The organism is Desulforhopalus glucosivorans, from assembly GCF_054397165.1.
In genome coordinates this window covers 855,287-880,901 of the sequence record NZ_AP044854.1, presented here as the reverse complement: position 1 = coordinate 880,901, position 25,615 = coordinate 855,287, and the positions used below count along the sequence as shown (strand labels likewise).

General features: G+C 43.5%; 19 protein-coding genes. 13 read left to right on the top strand and 6 right to left on the bottom strand.

Going from position 1 to position 25,615, the window contains the following annotated elements:
* The first annotated feature begins 9 nt into the window (after window positions 1–9).
* Window positions 10–1,479 (top strand): sensor histidine kinase, encoded by a 1,470-nt coding sequence (locus ACX6CI_RS03840; protein WP_458776853.1) that lies wholly within the window; start codon window positions 10–12, stop codon window positions 1,477–1,479.
* Entirely contained in the window at window positions 1,476–2,834 is a 1,359-nt protein-coding gene (locus tag ACX6CI_RS03835) for a sigma-54-dependent transcriptional regulator (protein WP_458776852.1), read from the top strand. The genes ACX6CI_RS03840 and ACX6CI_RS03835 overlap by 4 nt, the downstream gene beginning before the upstream one ends.
* 80 nt (window positions 2,835–2,914) lie before the next feature.
* On the opposite strand, the gene ACX6CI_RS03830 is transcribed toward ACX6CI_RS03835, so the two are convergent.
* The 4 genes from ACX6CI_RS03830 to ACX6CI_RS03815 all read right to left on the bottom strand — a co-directional run bounded on the left by ACX6CI_RS03830 (window position 2,915) and on the right by ACX6CI_RS03815 (window position 10,304).
* A complete protein-coding gene (locus ACX6CI_RS03830) occupies window positions 2,915–4,963 on the bottom strand; it encodes a methyl-accepting chemotaxis protein (protein ID WP_458776851.1) in 2,049 nt (682 codons plus the stop codon).
* Window positions 4,964–5,244: 281 nt separating this feature from the next.
* On the bottom strand, window positions 5,245–5,604 hold the full coding sequence (locus ACX6CI_RS03825; protein ID WP_458776850.1) for a hypothetical protein: 360 nt from the start codon (window positions 5,602–5,604) through the stop codon (window positions 5,245–5,247).
* Window positions 5,605–5,654: 50 nt separating this feature from the next.
* On the bottom strand, window positions 5,655–6,968 hold the full coding sequence (locus tag ACX6CI_RS03820) for a sulfurtransferase (RefSeq protein ID WP_458776849.1): 1,314 nt from the start codon (window positions 6,966–6,968) through the stop codon (window positions 5,655–5,657).
* Between the two features lie 486 nt (window positions 6,969–7,454).
* Window positions 7,455–10,304 carry a methyl-accepting chemotaxis protein gene (locus ACX6CI_RS03815; protein ID WP_458776848.1) on the bottom strand — a complete coding sequence of 950 codons (2,850 nt, stop codon included), beginning with the start codon at window positions 10,302–10,304 and terminating at the stop codon, window positions 7,455–7,457.
* A gap of 852 nt (window positions 10,305–11,156) precedes the next feature.
* Here ACX6CI_RS03815 and ACX6CI_RS03810 point away from each other — a divergent pair.
* The 10 genes from ACX6CI_RS03810 to ACX6CI_RS03765 all read left to right on the top strand — a co-directional run bounded on the left by ACX6CI_RS03810 (window position 11,157) and on the right by ACX6CI_RS03765 (window position 21,684).
* On the top strand, window positions 11,157–11,411 hold the full coding sequence (locus tag ACX6CI_RS03810; RefSeq protein ID WP_458776847.1) for a hypothetical protein: 255 nt from the start codon (window positions 11,157–11,159) through the stop codon (window positions 11,409–11,411).
* 233 nt (window positions 11,412–11,644) lie between these two features.
* On the top strand, window positions 11,645–13,600 hold the full coding sequence (locus ACX6CI_RS03805) for a proton-conducting transporter transmembrane domain-containing protein (RefSeq protein ID WP_458776846.1): 1,956 nt from the start codon (window positions 11,645–11,647) through the stop codon (window positions 13,598–13,600).
* A gap of 8 nt (window positions 13,601–13,608) precedes the next feature.
* Window positions 13,609–14,526 (top strand): respiratory chain complex I subunit 1 family protein, encoded by a 918-nt coding sequence (locus ACX6CI_RS03800; RefSeq protein ID WP_458776845.1) that lies wholly within the window; start codon window positions 13,609–13,611, stop codon window positions 14,524–14,526.
* Window positions 14,523–15,176: a hydrogenase gene (locus ACX6CI_RS03795; RefSeq protein ID WP_458776844.1), complete on the top strand. Its 654-nt coding sequence runs from the start codon at window positions 14,523–14,525 to the stop codon at window positions 15,174–15,176. Before ACX6CI_RS03800 ends, ACX6CI_RS03795 begins: the two co-directional genes overlap by 4 nt.
* Window positions 15,177–15,180: 4 nt before the next feature.
* Complete coding sequence (locus ACX6CI_RS03790; RefSeq protein ID WP_458776843.1) at window positions 15,181–16,608, top strand: proton-conducting transporter transmembrane domain-containing protein; 1,428 nt, start codon at window positions 15,181–15,183, stop codon at window positions 16,606–16,608.
* The gene (locus tag ACX6CI_RS03785; RefSeq protein ID WP_458776842.1) at window positions 16,601–18,121 is read left to right on the top strand and encodes a hydrogenase large subunit; all 1,521 of its coding nucleotides are present in this window, start codon (window positions 16,601–16,603) and stop codon (window positions 18,119–18,121) included. Before ACX6CI_RS03790 ends, ACX6CI_RS03785 begins: the two co-directional genes overlap by 8 nt.
* Before the next feature lie 77 nt (window positions 18,122–18,198).
* Window positions 18,199–18,942 carry an NADH-quinone oxidoreductase subunit B family protein gene (locus ACX6CI_RS03780; protein WP_458776841.1) on the top strand — a complete coding sequence of 248 codons (744 nt, stop codon included), beginning with the start codon at window positions 18,199–18,201 and terminating at the stop codon, window positions 18,940–18,942.
* A 30-nt stretch (window positions 18,943–18,972) separates the two neighbouring features.
* Entirely contained in the window at window positions 18,973–19,809 is an 837-nt protein-coding gene (locus tag ACX6CI_RS03775) for a cytidylate kinase-like family protein (RefSeq protein ID WP_458776840.1), read from the top strand.
* A gap of 301 nt (window positions 19,810–20,110) precedes the next feature.
* The gene (locus tag ACX6CI_RS03770; protein WP_458776839.1) at window positions 20,111–20,962 is read left to right on the top strand and encodes an ATP-grasp domain-containing protein; all 852 of its coding nucleotides are present in this window, start codon (window positions 20,111–20,113) and stop codon (window positions 20,960–20,962) included.
* Between the two features lie 281 nt (window positions 20,963–21,243).
* Entirely contained in the window at window positions 21,244–21,684 is a 441-nt protein-coding gene (locus ACX6CI_RS03765) for a hypothetical protein (protein ID WP_458776838.1), read from the top strand.
* 169 nt (window positions 21,685–21,853) lie between these two features.
* On the opposite strand, the gene gap is transcribed toward ACX6CI_RS03765, so the two are convergent.
* Together gap and ACX6CI_RS03755 are read right to left on the bottom strand one after the other, a co-directional pair.
* Window positions 21,854–22,858 (bottom strand): type I glyceraldehyde-3-phosphate dehydrogenase, encoded by a 1,005-nt coding sequence (gene gap, locus ACX6CI_RS03760; RefSeq protein ID WP_458778428.1) that lies wholly within the window; start codon window positions 22,856–22,858, stop codon window positions 21,854–21,856.
* A 66-nt stretch (window positions 22,859–22,924) separates the two neighbouring features.
* The gene (locus ACX6CI_RS03755; RefSeq protein WP_458776837.1) at window positions 22,925–23,899 is read right to left on the bottom strand and encodes a class II fructose-bisphosphate aldolase; all 975 of its coding nucleotides are present in this window, start codon (window positions 23,897–23,899) and stop codon (window positions 22,925–22,927) included.
* A 101-nt stretch (window positions 23,900–24,000) separates the two neighbouring features.
* Here ACX6CI_RS03755 and ACX6CI_RS03750 point away from each other — a divergent pair, with 101 nt between their 5' ends.
* Window positions 24,001–25,416, top strand: a complete 1,416-nt coding sequence (locus tag ACX6CI_RS03750; protein WP_458775562.1) for an IS1380 family transposase — start codon at window positions 24,001–24,003, stop codon at window positions 25,414–25,416.
* The last annotated feature ends 199 nt before the right edge of the window (window positions 25,417–25,615 follow it).

The window sequence follows — 25,615 nt, the reverse complement described above, 5'->3', positions numbered from 1 at the left end:
CACAAGAGCATGAAACTTTTTTACCACCTGTTTGCCTATCTTCTCTTAGGAATGATAGCCCTGATCTGTATTGATGAATTTCTTAATTTCCAGAAAGAGATTACACAATATGAATCAGATATGATCACCAATGCAATCCAGAATGGCAAGAGCATTTCCGGTATGGTTTCACATACCTGGCGGGAAAGTGGTGAAGAAAAAGCCCTTCAGCTGATCAGCGATGCCAGTGAGTCAGGCACAATACAGGTTCGCTGGGTCTGGCTTGACACATTCCTTGGGACCTTTACCGGCAGTTCAGAGGAAAAATCTCAGCTTGAGCGTATTCTCCAAGGGGAAAATATCTCTTTAAAACTCAAAAATGATGAAGGAATCCTCGTCAGATACACATATGTTCCAGTGGATGTGGGTACGTCCCAGGCCGGAGCACTTCAACTCAGTCAAACACTTCTACCACTGACCGAATTTTCAAAAAATATGCTGATTCGGGCAGTGACTATCACCGCTCTTCTTGCACTGGTTTGCGGTATAATACTCTTTATCTTCATCGACCGAAAAATACGTCGTCCGTTAAATAACCTTATGGCACAGGCCGAAAGAATTGGCCAGGGCGATCTCACAGCCAATAAGGAGATCATCGGAGATAACGAACTTTCAGAAATGGCTGAAACCATGAATGACATGTGCTCACGCCTGCTTATCGCAAAAGAAAAAATAAAATTTGAATATGATGCACGCTTAAAAACCATTGAACAACTCCGCCATACCGAGCGACTTTCATCTTTTGGTGTTCTTGCAGCTGAAATCGCCCATGAGCTTGGAACCCCCCTCAACGTTGTTGATGGCAGAGCAAAAATGATCATCCGTGAAAATCTGCCCATGGAAGACATCCATGATTGCGCCTCAATTATACAGAGTCAGGCTGAACGAATGGCTGTCATTATCAGACAGTTGCTGGATTTCACCCGCCAACCAAAACAGAAGATATCAAGAGAAGATATTACATTTCACATCAAACAGGTCTTCCAGCTGCTCTATCCGATGGCGGCTAAACAACGTGTTTCTTTTTCCTTAAACAAAAAAGACGATACTAAGGTTATATTGAGTGGCGACTTTGCTCAACTGCAGCAAGTACTTGTTAACCTGCTTATGAATGCAATACAGGCGATGCCTGATGGCGGTAAGGTTGATGTCGACCTGTCTAATGAGATTATCACAGGATCTACTACTGACAAACATACAAAAACCAGTTATCTCAAGATAAAAATACAGGATGAAGGTGAAGGGATTTTAAAAGAAAATATACAACATATCTTCACTCCTTTTTTCACCACCAAAACCATAGGGACAGGAACCGGACTTGGTCTGTCGATCGCCCATGGCATCATAGAAGAAAACGGAGGTTGGATCAATATTGAAAACAGGGTCCAAAGAGGCGCATGTTTTACTATTTACCTCCCCATTAAGGAAGATGCGTCATGACAGGTAAAATTGTAATTATCGAAGATGACCAGGATATGTGCAACATGCTGTCCGTGGGACTCAGCAGACGAAACTACACCGTTGAAACGTATACCTCAGGCACGGGTGGACTCGCAGCTGTTGGGAGCATCCTCCCGGACGTTGTGCTCACAGACATACATCTACCCGATAAAAATGGTCTTGATATTTGTAAGGATATAGCCACAAATTACCCGGAAATACCTGTCATCATCATGACAGCCTTTGGTAGTATGGACACTGCAATCGCAGCAATTAGAGCTGGGGCCTATGACTTTGTAACAAAACCCATTGATCTTGACATACTTGCCCTGTCTCTTGATCGGGCTGTTCGATACAGTAACCTCCAGGATACCGTAAGAGAGTTGCAAAATGCGGTTAAACAACCCCACACCTTTAACGATCTCATCGGCGAAAGCCCCGCCATGGAGGAGTTATTTTTAAAACTCAGCCGTATTGCTGACTCTGAAGCGTCACTTCTTATAACCGGGGAAAGTGGCTCAGGCAAAGAGCTCACAGCAAGAGCTGCCCACATGCACAGCCGAAGGAAAAAACAACCTCTCACCACCATCAACTGCGCTGCCATGCCAAGCCAACTGCTCGAAAGTGAATTGTTTGGCCACACAAAAGGTGCCTTTACCGATGCAACACATCACAATGCGGGACTGTTTCTCAAAGCCGACGGTGGTACCCTGTTTCTCGATGAAGTGGGAGAAATTCCGCTTGAACTCCAGCCAAAGCTGCTACGAGCCCTCGAAGAGCGTTTAGTCAGGCCCCTTGGAGGAACAACAGAACGACCATTTGATGTTCGAATTGTTGCAGCCACCAACCGTGATCTTGAATCGGCAGTAGAGGACGGACTGTTCAGGGAGGATCTCTACTACAGGCTCAACGTGATCAACATAGAGATGCCACCTCTGCGTTCCAGGGGAAATGATATTCTTCTTTTAGCTGGGAAATTTATAGAACAGTTTTCAAAACAACAAAATAAGGCAATTACAGGTCTTTCAAACGCCGCATCTGAAAAATTACTTGAGTACTCCTGGCCTGGAAATGTCAGGGAGTTGCGTAATGCCATTGAACATGCGGTAGCCCTCACTCACTATGAAAAAATCATTCCAGAAGATCTCCCTGAAAAAATTCGTCTTTTTCGAACAGATTACATCCTGCTGGGGGCTGAAGACCCCATGGAGCTGATATCCATGGAGGAGATGGAACGACGCTACATCATGCATGTTTTAAAGAGAAGTGGTGGCAACAGGAGCTTAACCGCCCGCATCCTCCAACTTGATAGAAAAACATTGTATCGTAAACTGCAACGCTACGAGGATCACTGACATTCATATTGCAATTCAAAGCACCCATCCACCATCAACATGCATCTGTACAGATGACGTTGATAACGGATGGAGTCGAGTTATACTCTGAACTTGGCAATCATATTTTTCAGATTAAGGGCGATTCCTGAGAGGTCCTCAGCACTTTCATTGACACGTGAACTGGCTTGAGTCATCTCATTGGCGCTATTGTTCACATCAGCAATGTCACTGGCTATTTCTCCTGCAACCGTAGAACTTTGCGCTACATTTTCGTTCACTTCTGTGATGCCAGTAGACGCCTGGCTAACATTTTCTGCAATTTCACTGGTGGTTGCCGTCTGTTCTTCAATTGCAGCTGCAATCGTTGTTACAATCTGATCGATTTCAGAGATAACCTTTTGAATATCATTAATTTCCGTTACGGTTATACCGGTTGCCTCCTGAATCCCCTCTATTTTTGTCTTAATATCCAGGGTGGCCTGGGCTGTCTGTTTCGCCAAATCTTTGATTTCATTGGCTACAACCGCAAACCCCTTACCCGCCTCACCGGCACGGGCAGCCTCGATGGTTGCATTTAGAGCCAAAAGATTAGTTTGCTCTGAAATTTCTGTTATTACTTCAGTTACTTTATTAATTTCGTCGGCAGCCTTTCCTAATTCATTGACTCGCTGGGAAGCTCTCTCTGACTTGCCCACCGCTTTTGTTGTGATATCTTTTGCATTGTGAGAATTCCTGGCGATCTCACTGATGGTGGCGTTCATCTCCTCGGTTGCTGTTGCCACCATATTCACATTCACTGAAGCCTGCTCCATTGCTGCTGCTACTGTGTTCTGGTTTGCACTCATTTCTTCAGCAGCGGAAGCGACTTGTCCAGACCTTGATGCGGTGTTTTCTGCACCAGATTGCATCTGGTTGGAAATAACTGCCAACTGAGAAGATGAATCATCGACACTCTCAACGCCCTGCCTGATATCAGTGATCATTTGACGAAGATTCCCTGCCATATCATTTAATGATTGTGCCAAAACACCAATTTCATCTTTCTGATTTACATCCATGGTTTTTGTCATATCACCGCCAGCCATGGCCTGTGACAGCTCAACTCCTTTCTGTAATGGTTTGGTGATAATATACGTTAGATAAAACCCGGAAATAAGAGCGAGAACAACGCCTAGACAAATACCAACAATTGTTATAATTTGACTTCTTTTGGCAATAGCTTCGCCCCTTTTGACCGTCTTTGCAGACTCTTCCTTTGCCTTGTTAACAATTATATCTATAGCTTTAAATGTATTGTCCTGATGAACAGCAGCATCTTCAAGGAGAAGTTTATTCATTTCTACAAAAGATGAGTATGCCACATCACTGACAGCCTTCATCTGAGCCACAAGCTTAAATACCTGCTCAGACGCAGGATAGAGGTCATTCAGAGCTATATCTCGAGCTGCATAGGTTCTCTTTTCAGAACTAGACTTCTTGACTTCACCAACATGTTTGTGCAACGCTAAATGAACTGGTCGTAATTCTTCTGCCAAGGCAACAATCTCTGGATTTGTGGTGTCCATATTGCCCAACCACTTGCCAAGGGAACAGGATGTACCGTCTGTACCTCCCTCAAATGCTTCATTAAATGCAAGAAGTTGACCTATCTTTGCAAGGAGTCCCAAGTGAGCAATCTCAAAATCATTCATATGATTGTTCAACAAGGTCGGGTTGGTCATATCAGCTTCGATAAGACTCTTGGAAATCTCGACAGCCTTATTATTCACTGCAACCCAACTACTGATATAATTTGAAAAATTATCCATTTCAGGTTTAACCGTCTCAGCAAAATCCAAATCGAGAAAAGCTGTTTTTGCAGCGCCATATACTTTTCTTATCTCAAGAAGTCCCTGGTGAGATTTTTTTCGCTGTTCAGCAGAGGCATATGGGGTGAGTAGTGTACGCATAAGGCTGGCTATTGAAGATAACTCACCTTTAATTATTAAAATATTTTCTACAGCCGGCAAATCATCTTCACCCATTTCTTCCTGCAGATGATGCATTTTTCCCTGCTCTACAATTCCAGTGACACCAACGGCGATAATAATAATTGCGGTGAGGATGAAACCTCCAACCAGTTTTACGCCAATCTTCAGGTTTTTCATTCAAACACGCCCCTTCTCCCATTCTGAAAAGAGAAAAATAATTATAAATATTGGAAGCAACACTAGGCTGCAGAGTAGAGAGGAATATTGCAAAAAATTACTTCTTAAACAGAATTGTCCATATTTAAAGGAGACAAGTCAAGGTATAATATTATCTGCGAAATAAGTGGTTCAGAAAAGCTGAGGGAATAATATAGAAAGAGAGATATAAGTAAGGGACAAAAAGGTTAACAATTTTTCCTAAAGCAAAAAATCACATACCTGACGCTTTTCCCCGACATTTAGTTGTTAGGTTCATAGAAACGTAATGTGAGCGAAACAATTTCAAGCAACAAACAGAACTCTACAATCATCAAGACATGGGCGTAGACATTGAGTTCGTGGGTGAAACCAGCAAAGAACCAGCTAACTAACCCAACCAGTATGATGAAATATTTACGAAGTTTGATGCGTGTTTGGTGACTGTTGCGGACATACATTTTCACGGCTACCATAGTCAGAAGAACAAGTAGTACAAAATGCAGGATAAGTGGGACACCCTGATAATAGTGGGAGATGTAGTAGACTTTCTTGAAATATAGATGCTGGGCAAGGCCTGCCTTATAACCTGATAGGTACTCCAGCACAAATAAAGCGAGCAAAAGGGTCACCTGTAGAAAGGTGACCCAAAAATTGATCAATGTGCCTCTGTTCACTTGGCTGGGATTCCAGTGTCGAAGGTGTTTCCACCATTGCTCCAACCTATCCAACCATCACTATACACACCGATATTTGGTAAACCGTAAACATCAGCGTAGTAGTAGATCTCTGCTGCACGCCAACCACTGCCGCACATAAAAGCAAGACGTTTAGCCAGGTCTATACCTTGCTCCTGCCAGAGTGCTATAATCTCGTCTCCATTACGCATGGTTTTATCCGGGTTGCGAAAATAGTCAAGAGAGTACGCATCACTCTTACCAGCATAGCCAAATACAGAACCCGGAATGCGCCCCTTTATCTTATGATAACTGTAACCTGAAATTTTGCCGATATGTTCATCCCAGGTACGATTGTCTACAAGAGTATAGGTTTCAGGGGTTTGTAGCCCCTTTTTCGCCTGATCCATGGTGTCGATAACAGATGGATCACCCGGTATCTGACCTCCAAAGTCAGTTACAGGCACAGGCTTATTACTCTTCGTCTCCAATTCGTAGCCTGCAAGGGTCCAGGCCAACGTTCCACCGTTGAGTACCCGTACATCTTCTACACCAATATAGCGAAGAACAAGGGCAATACGGTATGCGGCCATCTGCTCGCTACCCGTAACGATAACCACATCATCTTTAGTAAAACCAAATTTAAGTGCAAACTTTTCCAATACATCATCACCTGCAAGCATCCACATCACTGGTTCGGTGGCGGTCGGCGGTTCGATATTGTCAGTATTGATATGAAAAGTAGTGGGGATATGCCCTTTTGCGTAGGAGGTTTTCTCCTCACCCCAGCTTGCCTCAACAATTTTTATCGTTTTGCCGCCGGGAAACGTTTCAGGTAGCCTACCCTCTATAATATCGTGGACAACTACGGCTGGAACGATGGACTGATAATGCTTGTATTTTATGAGCGGCCTGTCCATAGGCCAGCTATTTATATCGTAGGAATAGAGTTTACTAAAACCTTGAGACTGAAGGAACTGAGCCACTTCTGCAGCGTCTCTGCCATTGGCATCATAGAGAACAATATTCTTTTCTTTAGAAATGCCTTTTGCAGTGAGCGCTTCATTGAGCACATTTGCCTTGTCCTTTATTTCCACCTTGAGCCAGTTAGCGGAAAAATCTGTTGCTCCAGGTATATGCCCACCCTGCTTAACTCCATCAATCTTCCAGCCATTAAAGGCATCGTTTAAACGGCAGTCAACGATTCTCCAATCAGAATTTTCCTGGATGGAAAGTAGCTTTTCAGTATTTATTGTGGGCAGATCTAAACTAGCTGCAACGGTGCTATCCGCTTGGATAGACACAGACATCAAAACAAACAACAACACAAACCTAGCTCGCCAAAATCGTAACACTCAGCACCTCCATATGATTTAAAAATAGAAAAATTATTTATTGTTGCCTTAATACAGCTGGTGCTGTTTACCAGTGTATAAGCAACAAGTACAATAGTAATTTCCAATGGATAGACTGAGTGTTATTCAGAATACAAATAGAGAACGTCGGATGTGTTTGAAAACGCGAGACAACCATATCTTTCTGTCAGGGTTTCATTAGCCATTTACACCTTTCATTACTTCTGCAGTATACCGCTCTCCCTGACCAGCGGCGCCTGAAACTTGGCTACACTACCCAGGCTCTTGGCACCCTGCCAACCACCATCTGGTGACAAAAAAGAGTATTCACCCAGGCCGGGATAATTTTCTTCAGATTTCAGGAGAATGTACGAAAAAGTAAAGCCTCATTTCATTCTACAAAATGAAATGAGGCTTTACTTTTCCCTTAAGCGACCGTACTCAGACCTTAAAGCGGCTGACCATTTCATTAAGACTTTCTGCCAATTTGGACAATTCTCCGGCACTGTCTCTTACCTGGGTACTTCCAGCGTTCATTTCCTCTGTTGAAGCATTCACCATGGCTATCTCGCGTGCAACCTCTTCGGCAACAGCAGAACTTTGAGCTACATTTTCATTTACTTCACCAATTCCATCGGATACCTGAGCAACATTACCTGAAATCTCATTTGTTGCTGCAGACTGTTCTTCAATGGCCGTAGCGATGGTTGCGATAACATCGTTTATATCACCAATAACCTGCGATATCCCTTGAATCTCAACTACTGTAGCTTCAGTGGATTGCTGAATATCATCTATTTGTGTTCGAATAGAGAGAGTCGATTCAGCTGTCTGTTTTGCCAGATCCTTAATCTCATTTGCGACAACAGCAAAACCTTTACCAGCCTCACCTGCACGGGCCGCTTCTATGGTTGCATTTAAGGCAAGTAAATTAGTTTGTCCCGATATGTCTGTTATGGCATCCGTTACTTTTCCAATAGCATTGGCAGCCTCACCCAGAGTACCCATTTTTTCAGAAGTAACTTTCGCTTGGTCAACAGCTTGAGCTGTTATTGAGCGAGCCTTCTCTGCATTTTGGGCAATCTCGTTGATGGTAGAGGTCATTTCCTCAGTGGCTGTAGCGACCATACTCGTATTTGTGGTCGATTCCTCCATTGCCGCAGAAACACTATTAAGATTACTGGACATTTCTTCAACAGCCGCAGATACGGCATTTGCATTTCCTGAAGTAGTATCCGCACTTGAAGAAAGCTGTTCTGAAATCGCTGAAAGCTCTGTTGAAGACGAAGAAAGGGTATTAACTCCGGAAGTAATGTCTTTAATCATTGCCTGTAATTTTTCGATGAACTGATTAAACCGCCTTGCCAGTTCACCAATTTCATCACCACTCTTTACCTCTAACCTGGATGTCAGATCTCCTTCACCCTGGGCAAGTTCTGTTAGATTTTCAACAACCTCTCGCACCGGATTTACTATTGCTCTTGCAAGCAATAATGCAATCACGATGATAACTGCAGCGCCTATAAGACCCGTCATTAAGGTTGCCCATTTCAATGTATCAACTGCCGCAAAGGCCTCTGATTCATCTATCTCTGCAATAAGTGCCCAGGTTAGATCTCCTACTTTCAACGGGGTATACGCACTTAGAACCGGGTTACCATTATAATCGATTATGATTTTATTCTCAGTTATCCCTGAAAAAGCCTCCCGTGTTGCTTCTGTATCCACCTTTCCCTTTTGAGGATTAGCAAAGGATGTTTTGACCGTATGATAAGTAGGATCAAGAAAACTATCGGAACGCATCAACAGATCTTCGCCCACAAGATAGGTCTCACCGGTCTCACCCATTCCGTCCCGTTGCATCATTATGTCGTTAATCGCCTGAAGTGACAGTTGCAGGGCAACGATCATTTTCACTTCACCATTCTGAATTATTGGCTGGGCTATAAAAGCCGCTGGTTCATCGTTACTAGGAGCATAAGGAGTAAAATCTGCAATCCCGTAGGACTTTGTTTCCAGAACCTTTCTTACGAGTTTGCCAAGACCTGAATCCTTATATTTTCCATTCACAAAATTTGTTCCGTAGTCGGCTTCTTTTGAGACGGTGTAAAACGCCTTACCTTGATTGTGAATTAAAAAAAGGTCATAGTAGCCATACTTTTCAATATATTTGGTGTAATAGTCTTTTGTTTCTCCCTCAAGTGTCGTGGTGATGACCTCCTCAAGGTTAATCTTGGAAACACAGGCCCAATGTAAACCCTTAATATTTAGCGGGTTATAGGCAACAAGTACAAGACTACCGGCACTATCGGTAAAAAGATCTATACTACTTTTCCCATCAAGAGCTTCTACTATATATGGCGTTGATATTTCATAGCCAACCACATACTTCCCATCACCCATGGTAGTCATATGGCTTCGAAATGCGACCTTCCCGTCATGCTTGCCGACGAGATATGTTTCGCCAGTCTCCCCCATTCCGGCACTCTGGTGCACTATCTCGTTGATTTTATCCGTGGGAAGTTGAAAAGCGATCAGCCCAATTATATTTCCATAATCATCTAGAACCTGAGCAACCATAAATCCGGCCTGGTTGCCATTGGACGGTCCATAGGGTTCAAAATCGGCAAGAACGAGTTCATCTGGACTGGCCTTGAGTGCCTCTGTAAACGCCTTTTCTAATCCGGAGCCCTTCAATACTCCATCATGGATAGACATTCCGAGATCAGGTTCACGAGCAACAGTGTAAACAATGTTACCGTCCGTATCCATGAGAAAGATATCATACCAACCATACTGTTCCATAACGGCTTTCATCTGCGGATCATACTTTTCAGCAAGAGATAACCATTCAGGCGTTAAAACCTTATTGCCTGAATCCTCGAAAGCACCACCAAACCAGACTAGGGCCTGTCTTATTAACGGATTTGATTTCAGGGTAGAAAACTGATCTTCCAAGGATAAAAAATACTCTTCAATCTGAGTCTTTTTAAGTTCTTGTGCAATCGTCAGGCGGTCCATGCCCGAACTTTCCATGGCAGCAGCTGTTTCAAGTAATACCCCCATGTCCCCCTGACGTTCATTAAAGAACCGCTCTATTTGGGATTTTTTAATTTCGCGCACAAGCACCAGCTGGTTAAACGCCTGTTCTGAAAGTGCGGAGCCAGACTGCTGCATGGATATGATAGCCACGGCAATAAGTGGGATTATACCCACAGCTAGAAACGACAAAATGAGCTTTTTACTTAAAGAAAAATTCCCCAAAATTGATTTCACAGCTGTTTTTTCCATATAAGCATACCTTAATAGAAAGTTGAACCGCCTAAGCACCTGTATCTCATTAGCGCCCTTAACATAGTCGCTTATCACTATTTTTTATTTATTTATCCTATCATATTGAATCTTAACAAGTCCACTTCCAGAAGTGAAAAATGTGTGTCCACAACGGGTATTTCAGTAACTCCTTTAATTTCCAATGAGATAATGAAACTGGTGCTCTACAAATAAACTCATTTTCGTAGAAACAATTGTAGTACGATGAAATCGTGGTAATCAGATTTGACCCGCATTTCTCATGAGATTTTTCGCAACAAAGATAACTATTCGATTTTAATCATTAAAATTAACTACCGTAAATAACAGTATGTTTTTCGTTTGAAATCAAAAAGTCCACAAGTCCATAACCGTGGGGCATTATGCCAACCCGGGGCATTATGCCCCAGCGCTGTAGAACATTAACCTTTTATAGCTCAGCACCAACACAACCGAGCCCCCGCCACCCACTTACCAGAAAGAATCTAACCCCGATGATCGGGATAAGTTCCCTGGAGGGAGCTTGGTATCAGCAAACATACCCCCACTAATTTTCTTGTTTTTTGTGACAGCTTTTCCAGAGTAAGGCACTGAATCGTTTCGGAGACCTCTGTCCTACGAGTTGTTATCGACTTGGGGCATAGTGCCCCACCCCACCCCTCAAGACTACTCTTTCATCCTTTATTTTTTGGGAAGGATTCAACAGCACCACAACTATCTCTATAATTATTAAACACATACACGACATACCACCCAACAGTAATGAGTTGGCATTCATTTTGCTTTTCAACTTGCAAATCACACTTATTAAATTTCGCTAAAAGGTGGCAAGTGAAAATATTCATTGGCGTTACCAAACACCCGGAAAACATAAAAGATTACCTCTACGATCACCTTGGCCAGGATGGAACCTTGACCGAGGTTGGTCCCTTCGCATCCAGACTTGATGCGCTGAATTGGCTCGCCTATCTCAAGTGCAGAATCTGTAATTTTCAGGAAATCACTCCGATATCACAGACAGAAGAAGACGCAGATCTATGGTTTGGCTTCACTTTTGAACAGCCAAAGATGCATCAGCACCATTAATTCCAGCATCACTAAAACTGCTATTTCTCTCTTTATGGACTGACAATTATATCCCGATACCCCGGTCCTACCTTCCCTTAAAAATAAACCCTTTTTAAACTTTATGATATATCACACCCGACCAACCTGGAGGCACTATGAGCAAAACCTGCTAACACAATGGAACACCCTGGTAACACAACATTCACCATAGTGATGCACAAAGCCCTATTCACCCCGAACAACGAGGACTAATGGATACTTTTTTACTTTCACTGACTGTTTTATTAGCTGGTGGGCTTTTTGCCCTGTTGGCTCATCAACAGTTCAATTTAATGAAAGTCGGCTATATTGCTCTCTCAATAGCTGGCAGCGTATTAGGTTTATACGCAACAAAAGCCCCTTTGTTTGATGGATCTGTGGTTGTATTCTCTACAACATGGCTCCACCTATTCACTCTTTCTTTTAGCCTGGACTCTCTTTCAGCCTTTTTTCTCATCCCCATTTTTGCGATATGTCCACTCACGGCTCTCTATAGTTTTCACTATATGGATCTGCCGAGCCAGCAGGGCAGAGTCGCAATAAACTATTTTTTTTCAACCATCCTTACAATCTCCATGGCCCTAGTGGTCACGGCTGATAACATCATCAGCTTTACACTCGTCTGGGAAGTTATGTCCCTTTCATCCTTTTTCCTCGTCATGCACGACTACCATAAAAAGGATACACGAAAAGCGGGATATATTTACTTTATATTCACCCATATCGGGGCCATGTTTATCTTCGCAGCCTTTGCTCTCGTATACAGTTATACAAGATCATTTCATTTCCTCAGTTTTGCAGCCATACCGGAAAACATTAAAATGATAGTCTTTTTCCTCGCCCTCGTAGGCTTTGGGTCAAAGGCGGGCATCTTTCCCTTACATATCTGGCTCCCCCATGCTCACCCTGCAGCACCAAGTAATGTCTCTGCTGTGATGTCAGGAGTTATGATCAAAATGGGCATTTACGGAATCTTTCGCCTCTATGCCTCCTTGGGAGTCTCTGATCTTATCTACGGTGAAGTAATACTTACCCTAGGAATAGTATCTGGCATACTTGGGGTTGTATATGCTCTAGGAAAACACGATCTCAAAAGATTACTAGCGTACCACAGCGTCGAGAACATAGGAATAATTCTGATCGGCACTGGAATTGGTATGATCGGCATTGCTTCCGATAACATGATAATGGCTAGTTTTGGTTTTTCCGGTGCTCTGCTGCATGTCCTGAATCATTCTATTTTCAAATCTCTACTCTTTCTTGGCGCAGGAGCAGTGCTGCAAAAAACAAAAATAAGGCATCTAGACCAATTAGGTGGACTAATGAAAAGGATGCCCACCACCAGTAAATCATTTTTGATTGGCGCAGTATCCATCTCCGGTCTACCACCCTTTAACGGTTTTATCAGCGAGTTTTTAATATATTATGGAGCTTTTCATGGCCTTAACCTTGGAGGCTCTCCTTTTATTTTTACAATTTTGGCTATCCTCTCTTTAGCCATTATTGGAGGACTTGCTGCAGCCTGTTTTTCAAAGGTCGTGGGGATCGTTTTCTTAGGTGAACCAAGGAACAAAAAAGCAGCAAACGGTTCTGAGCCAGAAGCCACCATGACCATTCCTATGATCATTTTGGCATGTAGCTGTGTTATTATCGGTATTTTTCCAGAGCCTTTTATTCAGGCAGTGTGTCTGGCCCTAGCTAGTATTCCATCTATAGAATTTGTCACTTCAAATGAAATGACGGTCGTTATCAGAAATGTAGCCTTTGCCACTCGCCTTTTACTCATTCTCTTTCTCGTCAGCCTTTGCCTACGAAAAATATTCTATCGCAAAAAGGACATTGCCACAGGGTCCACATGGGGCTGTGGCTTTACCCAACCTTCTGTGAAAATGCAGTATACCGGCACATCATATGCGATGAGTATTGTTGACTTCTTCAGACCCTTTGTTGGTATCAGAACCAGCTATTCAGGTATAACGAGGATATTTCCCGGTCGCACCACCTATAGTACCAAGGTGGATGACATTGCAGAAAAAGCGATGATGGACAAGCTCATCAGTCCACTACTCTATCTGCTTGCGAAATTGCGATGGATCCAACACGGCCATATCCAGCTCTATATTGGCTATATCGTTGCGACTATCATTGTCCTACTGATTTTCATATGAGGCCCCAGATGGAAACATATATAACATTTGCCATTGCGATTCTGTCGGCACCGCTTTTCCCTGGCATCATTTTAAAAGTAAAAGGCTTTTTTGCTGGTAAACAAGGTCCGCCACTTCTCATTAAATATTACACGGTAATAAAGCTGCTGCGCAAAGGTTCGGTATATAGCAACAGCACCAGTTTTGTTTTTAAACTCGGGCCCATCGTCTCATTTGCAACAGCGATCATCGCCCTCATCTTTTTTCCATTTGCAGGGAGTTCACCACTCTTTTCCTTTCAGGGCGATGTGATCTTCCTTTTCTATGCCATGGGAATCGGACGTTTTTTCACAGTTGTAGCAGCCCTTGATACAGCTTCTCCTTTTGAAGGGATGGGAGCTGCCCGGGAGGTATTTTTCTCAATGCTTGCCGAGGTAACTATTTTTACTATCCTGATACTGTTCTATCGTCTCACTGGCTCCCTCAGTTTTGCGGAATACTTCACAGGGGATAACCAAATCTGCCTGATCAATGCATCTGGAGCCCTGTTGCTCTTCGTCATTGTAGCCCTGTTTATGGTACTTCTCACGGAAAACTCCCGAGTTCCAGTAGATGACCCTGCAACCCACCTTGAGTTGACCATGATCCATGAGGTAATGATACTAGATCACAGTGGGCCTGACCTTGCGCTCATTGAGCTGGGCTCATTCTATAAATTATTTTTCTACGCTGCGTTTATAACCCAGATCATTTACCCGTTCAGCCCAGGTAATGGCGTTGTGAGCGGTCTTATCTTTTATGGGATTCTCGCCTGTGTCTATGTGACTATTGGTATAACCGAGTCCATAATGGCCAGGTTTAAAATGCCCATGGTGCCCCAATTCATTCTCACCTCGTTTGCTCTGGTCTTTTTCGCTGCCATTTTAACCATGGGAGTATTGCAATGATAGTTATAACCGAAGCTTTCTTAGTACTCATACTCCTCTCTGTTTTGCTATCGCTTGGAGCAACCAGATTGTTTGCACTGGTCCAGATTATGGCCTTGCAGGGAATCATGGTGTCACTCACCCCGCTTTTCCTTAAAGACCACGGCTCCCTTGGTAGCGGTGCAATTATTTTTTTCCAGATAATGATCCTTATTAAAGGTCTGCTTATTCCAGGGCTACTCTATATGGCGGTTAAACGGATTGCCATAAAACGTGAGATTGAACCGTTTATCGGTTACCACGCCTCGATCCTGTCTGGACTTGCTATTTTAATTTTCTCCGTCTTTATCACAAACCATCTCCGCCTTTCCCTGCCGGAAGGCCACGATATGGTTTTGATCACGGCCATAACCACTATGGCAACGGGTTTTTTCCTGATGATGGCAAGAAGTAAGGCAATCACTCAGATTATCGGTTATCTGATGCTGGAAAACGGCATCTACCTTATCGGTACTGCGCTCACCAAACACAGCCACACCCTTTATGTTGTTGAGTTTGGGGTACTACTGGATCTCCTGGTGGGGGTCATGATCATGGGGATCATCCTGCATAATATTAACAGTGCATTCGATGATGTTGATACAACCTTACTCGGACGTTTAAAGGATTGATGCTATGATTGAATTTATATTTTTACTACCAATTGCAACAGGCTTCATGGCCCTTGCACTGCCGGCAACGCTAGGCAGAGTACTGCTCCTTATTACAGCACTGTTACATCTTCAACTCACTGTAATGAGCTGGTTGGGCAAGCTGACACCTGCTTTCACCAACTATTTCAGTAACTCTCCTGAGGGTTTGCTGATTCTTATGGTGACCTCTTTTATCTTCGTCTGTATCTCTCTCTACTCTTTTTCCTATATGAAAGAGACTGAGATGGAAAATAAGCCGATTTTCATCTGCTGTATGCTGCTTTTCCTCGGCACCATGTCCATGGTCACCCTTTCAGATCATCCCATAGTATTATGGATTGCCATTGAAGCAACGACTCTGGTGAGTGCTCCTCTGATATTCATCCATCGTTCCCAGGAGGCACTGGAAGCAACCTGGAAATATGTACTCATTTGTTCAGTAGGGATTGCACTTGCGCTCCTTGGCTATTTTTTCATTACCCTTGCCATGGATCTTGGAAATATAGATGCACCGCTGACCTTTACATCACTTAACACCGTTGCAACCCAACTCGATCCTCTCTGGTTAAAAATTGGATTTATCTTTGTTGTGATCGGTTTTGGTACCAAAATGGGTCTTGCCCCTATGCACACCTGGTTACCTGATGCCCACAGCCAGGCACCAAGCCCTGCCTCTGCACTACTTTCAGGAGCACTACTCAACTGCGCTTTTTTAGGTATTTACAAGACCCATGTGCTTATGAGTATAGCAGGACTCGGTGACTTTTCAGGTAATCTGCTGATCGGCTTTGGTCTTCTCTCCATGATGGTGGGTGCAATCTTTATCATTGCCCAGCCAGACTATAAAAGAATGCTTGCCTATTCTTCGATTAAAAACATGGGTATCATTGCTTTTGGCGTTGGTATAGGAGGGTTTGCACTCTATGGAGCATTCCTCCATATTATTCATCATTCTCTTTTGAAGTCCTCTCTGTTTCTCTCAGCCGGTAATATTCTTCTAGGGTTTGGCACAAAACAGGTCCAACGGGTTGGAGGCATCATCCGCCATCTTCCTAAAACCTTCATCTCATTTTTCGCTGGATTTATAGGTATTTCCGGTATGCCTCCCTTTGGCATGTTCATCAGTGAAATGGTTATAATTATCGGTGCTTTTCAGCAACACCGTTATATCTGTGCTGCTCTGTTTCTACTTGCCCTCACACTCGTTGGGGCTGGCATTGGACGTATCTTCATGTCCATGTCCTACGGTGAAACCACAAAAGAATTACAGGTAAAAGAAAAGATGATTCGTTTAGTCCCTTCATACACCTTGTTGCTTGCCTCTGTTGCGCTCTGTATATGGATGCCGGATATCATCTACACAACCATTCTCAACTCAATTAAAATAATAGGAGGCATAACCCATGTCTAACCTCCTGAAAATAGAAAATGGTGTAGCCATAAGTCGAGTGTCTATCCCTGATCTCTCCTTTGGGGAGTTCTTCTCTACACTTTCTGATTTTGTTAAAAATGATGGCTTCATCGTTCAGTTCTTTGCGTGCAAAGAAGACGATAGCCATAGATTGATCGCAGTGGTTCGAAACATTAATCTCTATGTAACCAGCACACAGGTTGGTTCGTCATTCCAGTCTCTAACAAGAAACGCCAGTGAGAAATTCCATATGTTCGAAAGAGAAATTGCCGAACAGTTTGGACTTAAGCCTGACGGTCATCCCTGGCTTAAAATGGTCAGGTATCATGAGAACTATTCTGGTAAAGAAGATGTTTTCGGCAATGACTACAAAGATAAGATTCCTGGAAACTACCCGTTTTTTAGCGTTGAAGGCGACGCCATTCATGAGGTAGCTGTAGGTCCGGTTCACGCGGGAATTATTGAACCTGGACACTTTAGGTTTCAATGTGCAGGAGAAGAAGTTCTCAGCCTGGAAATTCAGCTCGGGTACCAGCACCGGGGCATTGAAAATATGCTGACCAGCCTCCCGCAGAAAAGGTTTCCTATCATCTGTGAATCCATAGCGGGCGATACCAGTGTTGGCCACAACCTCTGTATGTCCCAGGGGATTGAAGCCCTTGCAGGCCTTAAGGTTGACGAAGGTGCCAAGATTGTACGCACCATTGCCCTTGAGCTTGAGAGAATCTGCAATCATATTGGTGATCTTGGCGCACTTAGTGGAGACGTAGCCTTTAATCCCCCCGCAGCATATTATGGCAGAATTCGAGGAGAATTCCTTAATCTTCTACAGGTACTTGGTGGTAACAGATTTGGTAAGGGCCTCATTCGTCCAGGGGGAATTACCCACGCTATGGGAGAGGAACAACGTAAACTTCTCTTTGATAAGATTTCAGAAACAACGCCTGAGATAAAACATGTGGCCGATCTATTATTTGATGCCCATACAGTTCAGGCCAGATTTGAAAACACCGGAACAGTGGATCAGGAAACAGCAACCAGGCTTGGCCTTGTCGGCTATGCCGGCCGAGCATGTAAGCTCCCTTACGATGCAAGAGTAGCCTTTCCCACTGAATACTACGAGAAATTACCTGCTAACAGCAACGCTGTGACTGATGGAGATGTCAATAGTCGTGCGTGGGTCAGGCGGGAAGAAATTATGCATTCACTGAGACTCATAAATATTCTCCTTGGCGATCATGAAACCTTGAAAAATCATGAAACCGAGGTACATATGAGAGAGCATAGTCTTCGCGCCGATTCCTTTGTTGTCACCATTAATGAAGGCTGGCGCGGCGAACTCTCACACTGCGTTTTGACCGATAGTAACGGCCAGATACAGCGTTACAAAATCAAGGATCCGTCATTCCATAACTGGACAGGTCTTGCTATGTCTCTTCGCAACCAGGAAATCTCCGACTTCCCTCTTTGCAACAAGAGCTTCAACCTCTCTTACTGCGGCTTTGATTTATAAAATCTCCGGGATTGATATTCAGTTTGCCTGCTATTGCTGCAATGCATGCAATAGCAGTAAACATATAAGGTACTACTATGCTAAAAGTAATTAAAAATAGAATAGAACAAGGGTGTAAAACCTCGAGCTACCCCAAAGAACCAATCCATCTCTATCACCGGTTCAGGGGGCTACCAGAAATTAACAAAGATTGCAGCGCCGAAATTGTTCAACAGTGTGTCGATATCTGTCCCCAGGACGCTATAGATATAGAGAATAAAACAATTGATCTTGGCCGCTGCAGCTTTTGCGGCCAGTGTGAAACAGTTGCAGATGGGGCCTTTGTCCACTTTAGCGAGAACTTCGATCTCGGTACTGCAAACAGGAGTGATCTTATAACTGACGGGAGTTTGCCAGCCCTTGCCGAGCACTCCAAGCAACACTTCAAAAAACTCTTTGGTCGTTCACTACAGCTTCGTCAGGTTTCCGCTGGTGGATGCAACTCCTGCGAGGCTGATACCAACGTTTTAAACACCCCATTCTTTGACCTGTCACGCTTTGGAATTGACTTTGTCGCCTCACCCCGTCATGCAGACGGCATACATGTAACCGGACCAATTTCCAATAACATGAAACAGGCACTACTGGACACCTTCGATGCTGTGCCATCACCCAAGGTAGTCATTGCCAGTGGCTGCTGCTCTATTTCAGGTGGTCCTTTCTACGGCAGCAAAGAAATAGTCGGAGACTTAAATAGTTTAATCCCTGTGGACTTATATATTCCCGGATGCCCTCCGCATCCGCTAACTACACTCCACGCACTGTTAAACTTTTTCAAATAAACACTTAATCAATCTGCAAAGGAAGACATTATGGCAATCATATCAATTTCAAGAGGGTCGTACAGCCGTGGCAAGGAAGTGGCAGAAGCACTAGCCGATAGACTTGGTTATGAGTGTGTTTCCAGAGATATTTTACTGGAAACCTGTGAAGAATTCGCCATCCCTGAAATTCGTTTAATCAAGGCCCTACACGATGCTCCATCAGTTCTTGATCGTTTCAATAACGGAAGAGAGCGATACATAAGCTATTTCCAAGCAGCCTTTCTCAACCATATGATTAAAGATAACATCGTCTATCATGGCCTTTCCGGTCACTTCTTTCTTCAAGGTATTGGTCATGCTGTAAAAGTAAGAATCCTTGGCAAAATGGAAGATCGAATCAAAGAAGAGATGAAGCGTGAGAACTCCTCCGCTGAAGAAGCCAGATATCTTCTTAAAAAAGATGATGATGAGAGGCGTAAATGGGCGCTTAGCCTCTACGGTATGGACACAGCGAACTCTAATCTGTACGACCTTGTGCTTCGTATCGACACCATGACTATTGACGATGTCGTAGGGATTCTTGAGAAAATCACCAAAGATGGACGATTTGATGCAACCCCTGAATCCACAGCAACTATAAAAAAACAAGCTCTCCTTGCGAACATCCACGCTAATATTGTGAGTGTAGCTCCCCGCGCCAGAGTGAATATTAAGGATGGAATCGTCACCCTCAGCAACCTTGATGGAGCCTTAAAACATGACTCAGATTTCCGGCAAAAAACTAAAGAAAGATTAATTGATCGTTTTGATATTAAAGATATTGTTTTTGCAAAACGGGTAAAGGCCAAAACAGACCACATTAATCCATTTTACAATCTCGATTAAAAGAACTTTTTTTGGGTAACTATCTCATACTTTGCAATACTCAACACAGCAGGTAGTAGCGCAAAGAATGAGTTTCATACAGGTCCAAAAAGTAAAGTGACGGCAGAGCATCAAGAGTGCTCTGCCGTTATTTTAATTCCCCACTAACGTTAGAGTGTTGCTCAATCACCTCGCCTATCAGCATCTAGCACCATCTAGCACCTTTGCAAATATTTCAATTTCCCAAAATTCCTCTAAAAGCGACCGATAAATAATAATTTGAAGATAGGTAGCTGATGGGATAGTCTATATAGAGAGGAAGATGGAACGCACGCGCCCCTTGTTTTTATCCTGGGCTGTACAACTTATTTCTTTATCACCTCTCACTACTGGTTCTATAATGACTGACACACCAAGGATCACCGTCACAAGTAACGATCAGTTTAGAAAGGTCTTTCATCTTCTTGACCAGACCAGTATCGTCTGTTGTCGACTCAAGCTCTATGCAGGTGAAGAACACATTCTGGTGGATTTACTGGAAAGGAACGTTCGACTCATTCCATCTGCCACCGCACAACTGGCTAGCCGTTCCAAGGCACATCAAACCAGGATTTTTGCCCCGTTCATGATTCCCCATACCCGGGTGATCTACGATACCAATAATTTACTCAAGGCCACGACCAGTTATCAGCAAAAAGATATCAAAAAGGTTGTGGTCAAGCAAAACAGGAAAAACGGAGGTATGGGCATCCACCTTTTCCAAAGTGTCGAAGATGTATACAACCATGCAGCTTTCGGTAACCTTTGCTTCCCCTTTGTCCTTCAACCATATGTTGCAGACTTCACGGATATCAGGGTCATCATCATTGGGGACTATGCTGAAGCCTACCAGCGTATTAACCCATGGAACTTTAGACACAATCTCCATTGCGGAGGTCAATCCTGCCCTATCACCATGGATGACAAGCTGCTGTCATTTTGCAGGAAAATAATGGATAGAAGTGAATTTCCCTACGCCCACATGGACATCATGGAGACGCCAGATAAAAAGCTATACCTCACAGAGATCAACCTCAGAGGCGGGCTCCTGGGAGCCCAGATCAGTCCAGATGAATACAAAGACAAGATAGCTGTTCGCCAGCAACAGCTTCTTGGCAGAATCCAAGCAACATAAGGTTTTTGCTGGTCGAAATGGAAATAATAGTACCGAACCCCTTGTCAAGACTTGAAATTGTACCCTTGATAATGGTGATGTCTATAGCATATAGACAAATCTGATTGTAGCCATTTCACAAGGAGTAACATATACTTACGCCGACACAATGGTTGAGGAAATCTTCATAATTTTTGAAAACATTGTGATTATGATTGTAAAGAGATAGAATTTATTATGAAATATGCGCTGTCACTGGCATAGACTAATATATGACTAACTTTTTAGTACAGGAGTGATAGATGAATACACTGATTATGTGGGGTGGGTATGGGATTGCTGTTATCGTAGCCGCTGTTGCTGCTCTGCTGTTACAAAAAAAAGGCGGCGGTCACAGTCAGGATGTTGAACAGATTGAAGAACTGAGTGAAAAAATTTCGATGCTTGAACAAGAGTTAAGTGAAACAAAAGATTCTCTTGTAGGAAAAGAACAGGCGCTCAAAGCCGCACAACAAGACCGCGATAAAAACGTATCGGCATTAGAGGCCTTAGAAAACGATTTCGAAAGTAAAATGGATGATGTTGTCCAATCCTCAATCCAGAAAATAGCCCATGCAGAGCAGGCCAAAGAAGATGCTGTCCAGGCTGCCGACGGTAATTACGAAGCGGCAGCTGCAGCCCATGCCACAATAAAAGAAAAAGAACAGATTATTGCTGATCTAGAAAAACAACTGAGTAATTAATCTGCTATACAGCTTTCTACATAAAAAATAAGTTGCCGGGAAATGGCAGTTACAGAGAACTATTTGCAGAGTCACTCCTATGAATATCTCTTCGAATCACCCGACATATATACATAGGCCAGGTGATTGTATGCTGGTGACACCAAGGGGACTTCAGTCCCCTGTTCCATTACAGTACTGCTTTTTTACTCATATGAAGAATCAGGTCAAGCATTCTGTTAGAATAGCCCCACTCGTTATCATACCAGCTCATAACCTTCACAGTAGATCCAATGACCTTAGTAGACTGAGCGTCAACAATTGAAGACCTCCCATCACCCTGAAAGTCAATGGAAACAAGAGGAAGCTCAGTGTAACCGAGGTAACGACTCTCAGCAGCTTTAAGGGCGTTATTTACCTCTTCAACTGTAGTTTCTTTTTCAACTTCCATTACTGCGTCCACAAGGGAGACAGTTGGAGTTGGAACACGAACAGCCAGACCGTCGAATTTGCCTTTGAGCTCAGGAATTACAAGAGAAACAGCGGCAGCTGCACCGGTCTTGGTGGGGATCATTGAAAGTGCTGCTGCCCTTGCTCTTCGAAGGTCTGAATGGGGAAAGTCGAGCAGACGCTGGTCGCCGGTGTAAGCGTGAACTGTGGTCATGAGACCTCTCTTGATTCCAAAGTTATCAAGGATAACCTTGGCAAAAGGAGCCAGGCAGTTTGTGGTACATGAGGCATTTGAGACAACATGGTGCGCCTGAGGGTCGTAGTCGTCTTCGTTTACGCCCATAACAAAGGTTTTGACATTACCTTTGGCTGGAGCTGAAATAACAACCTTTTCCGCACCACCATCTATATGGGGTTGGGCTGAAGTATCATCACAGAAAAGTCCGGTACATTCGGCAACATATTTTACCCCCATATCTCCCCAGGGAATATCCGCAGGGTTACGGTGACTGCTGACAGTAATCTCTTTTCCATTAACAGAAATACCTCCATCAGAAACTTGTACATCGGCCTTAAGACGTCCCATAACTGAATCATACTCAAGCAGGTGTGCCAGAGTCTTGGTATCAGTTAAATCATTGATTGCAACAATTTCAATGTCTGAAAATTCCGGGTCTGTAACTGCAGCCCGAAAGATATTTCTTCCAATTCTTCCAAATCCGTTAATTCCGATTTTTATACTCATCATTCTTCCTATTATAATTCCCATGTTAATGGGATTAATTGTGCAAAAAATGTATTGAAATACCCCTTATGCCTGTCCGGCACTTCCAAGTACCTTGCTGTTTTTCTCTTTGATAAGCTCAATAAGCTCAACCCTTGCAGGCCCAAGATATTTTCGTGGGTCAAATTCAGAAGGCTTTTCACTGAATATTTTCCTGATGACCGCTGTCATAGCAAGACGGCCATCACTATCTATATTGATTTTACACACAGCTGAACCCGCCGCTCTTCTCAGTTGCTCTACCGGGATACCCACAGCACTCTCAAGTGATCCGCCATATTGGTTGATCATATCAACATGTTTAGGGGTGACAGATGATGCTCCGTGCAACACAATGGGAAAGCCGGGAAGACGCTTTTCAATATCTTCTAGTATGTCAAAACGCAGTGTTGGAGGTGCCTCGCCAGGAGCCAGCTTAAACTTATGGGCACCATGGGAGGTTCCTATGGAGATGGCAAGACTGTCCACACCTGTTTTTTCAACAAACTCTTCTACTTCTTCAGGTCGTGTGTAGTGGGACACCTCAGAAGAGACCTCATCTTCTACTCCTGCAAGTACCCCAAGTTCCGCTTCTACTGTGACATTTTTTCCGTGGGCATACTTCACGACCTCACTGGTCAACTTGATGTTTTCCTCAAAGGAGTGATGGGAAGCATCAATCATCACAGAAGAAAATCCACTGTCAATACAACTCACAGTGAGATCAAAGGTGCCACCATGATCGAGATGCAGTGCAATTGGTATAGTGCTTCCTGCTTCTCTTGCCATTGATACAGCGCCTTTTACCATGTGGGGTAAAAATACAGGATCAGCATAGTCTCGGGCACTACCGGAAACCTGAAGAATGACAGGAGAATCGGACTCAACACAGCCTCTGATAATGGCCTGCAGTTGCTCCATATTATTAAAATTATACGCAGGTATAGCATATTTCCCCTGCATTGCTTTGGCAAACATATCCTTGGTGTTAACCAGCCCAAGGTCTTCGTATCGTATAGTCATTGTTTAGCCCGAATTTCTCATTAATTAGAACAAAAAAGGCCACAAAAGTGGTATATTTAACGTTATCTCAAGACGTTAGATAATCCAACAAAGGTGGCCTTATGGAAACAGAGTGTACAAAAAGTTACCGTTCATTTCAAGTCCTGGGAAAAAGAAGGATTGTTGCTGATTTCAGTGGTGGAACCATAACTTCCGATGGAGGGGCGCTGTTACTTCGAGAAGTTGAGCAACGAACAGCAATTCTCCAACGTTTTTCAGAATGTTTTACGGACTATCGAGATTCCAAACGTATTGAACATAGCGTACTATCTCTGGTTTCCCAGCGGGTTATTGGCATGGCTTTGGGATATGAGGATCTTAATGACCATGACCGTCTGGCCAGTGATAAAATGCTTGCTGTAGCAGTAGGTAAAAAAGATCCCCAAGGCCTGGACCGTAAATCCATAAAAGACAAGGGCAAGCCCCTGGCAGGAAAAAGTACCTTGAACAGGTTGGAATTGACAGCAACCGATGCAGATTCGAAGAGTGCCTACAAAAAAATTGTCCTGCAACCAGAATCTGTAGACAATCTTCTAGTTGATATCTTTCTCGAATCACAAACAAAAATCCCTGAAGAAATAATCCTTGATGTTGATGCTACTGATAATCCCTTACATGGCAATCAGGAAGGTAAATTTTTCCACGGTTACTATAAAGCGTATTGTTACTTACCGTTGTACATTTTCTGTGGAGAACATCTGTTGTGTGCACGGCTCCGGACTGCCAATAATGATGGCGCAGCTGGTACAGTTGAGGAGGTGGATCGCATAATCGCGCGTATTCGCTTATCTTGGCCGGACACTCGAATAATTATTCGTGGTGACAGTGGTTTTTGTCGTGAAGAGATCATGGTCTGGTGCGAAGATCATGATGTTCACTTTCTTGTTGGAGTTGCTAAAAACAACCGCCTTGCTGAGGAAATTGCAGAAGAACTGGCGCTAGCCAAAGCGTTGTATCAATGCAGTGGAAAAGCGTCACGCGTGTTTAAGGATTTTTGTTACAAAACTTTAAAAACTTGGCGATGGCATCGTCGAGTTGTAGGAAAGGCTGAACATTTGGCCAAAGGATCAAATCCACGATTTGTCGTTACCTCGTTACCAGCTGAACTCTATGGTGCTCGTGATTTGTATGAAATGATGTATTGTGCCCGGGGTGATATGGAGAATCGCATAAAGGAGCAGCAGCTGATGCTCTTTGCAGCAAGAACCAGTACCAAGAAAATGCACAGTAATCAAGTTCGACTCTATTTCTCCTCTCTGGCCTACGTTCTTACTCAAGCCCTGCGTCGTCTTGGCCTTGAAGGTACTGTGATGGCAAAAGCTCAATGTGACACCATAAGAATTAGATTATTCAAAATTGGAGCAAGGGTGAGACTGACAGTAAGAAAGGTTTGGATAGCATTTGCCGAAGGATATCCCTATAAGGAGATCTTCGATCAGGTTTTGAAAAATATCGGCAGAATACCCATCAGGCATTAACTGTGAATTCTGAATGAGCAGTGCAATCGACAGTTGAGGTGCGTTCTCTGGAGAAAATAACTCAAGGATTTTCGCTAGAAATGGCCTCAAAATAACCGGCGTTGGTTGATTGCTAGTGCTGAGATTTGAAAGGTCGCACTAATTCATCTTTTTATAGTAAATGAGCCACCGCCTCCGCGAAATTTTACACCTTATGAGA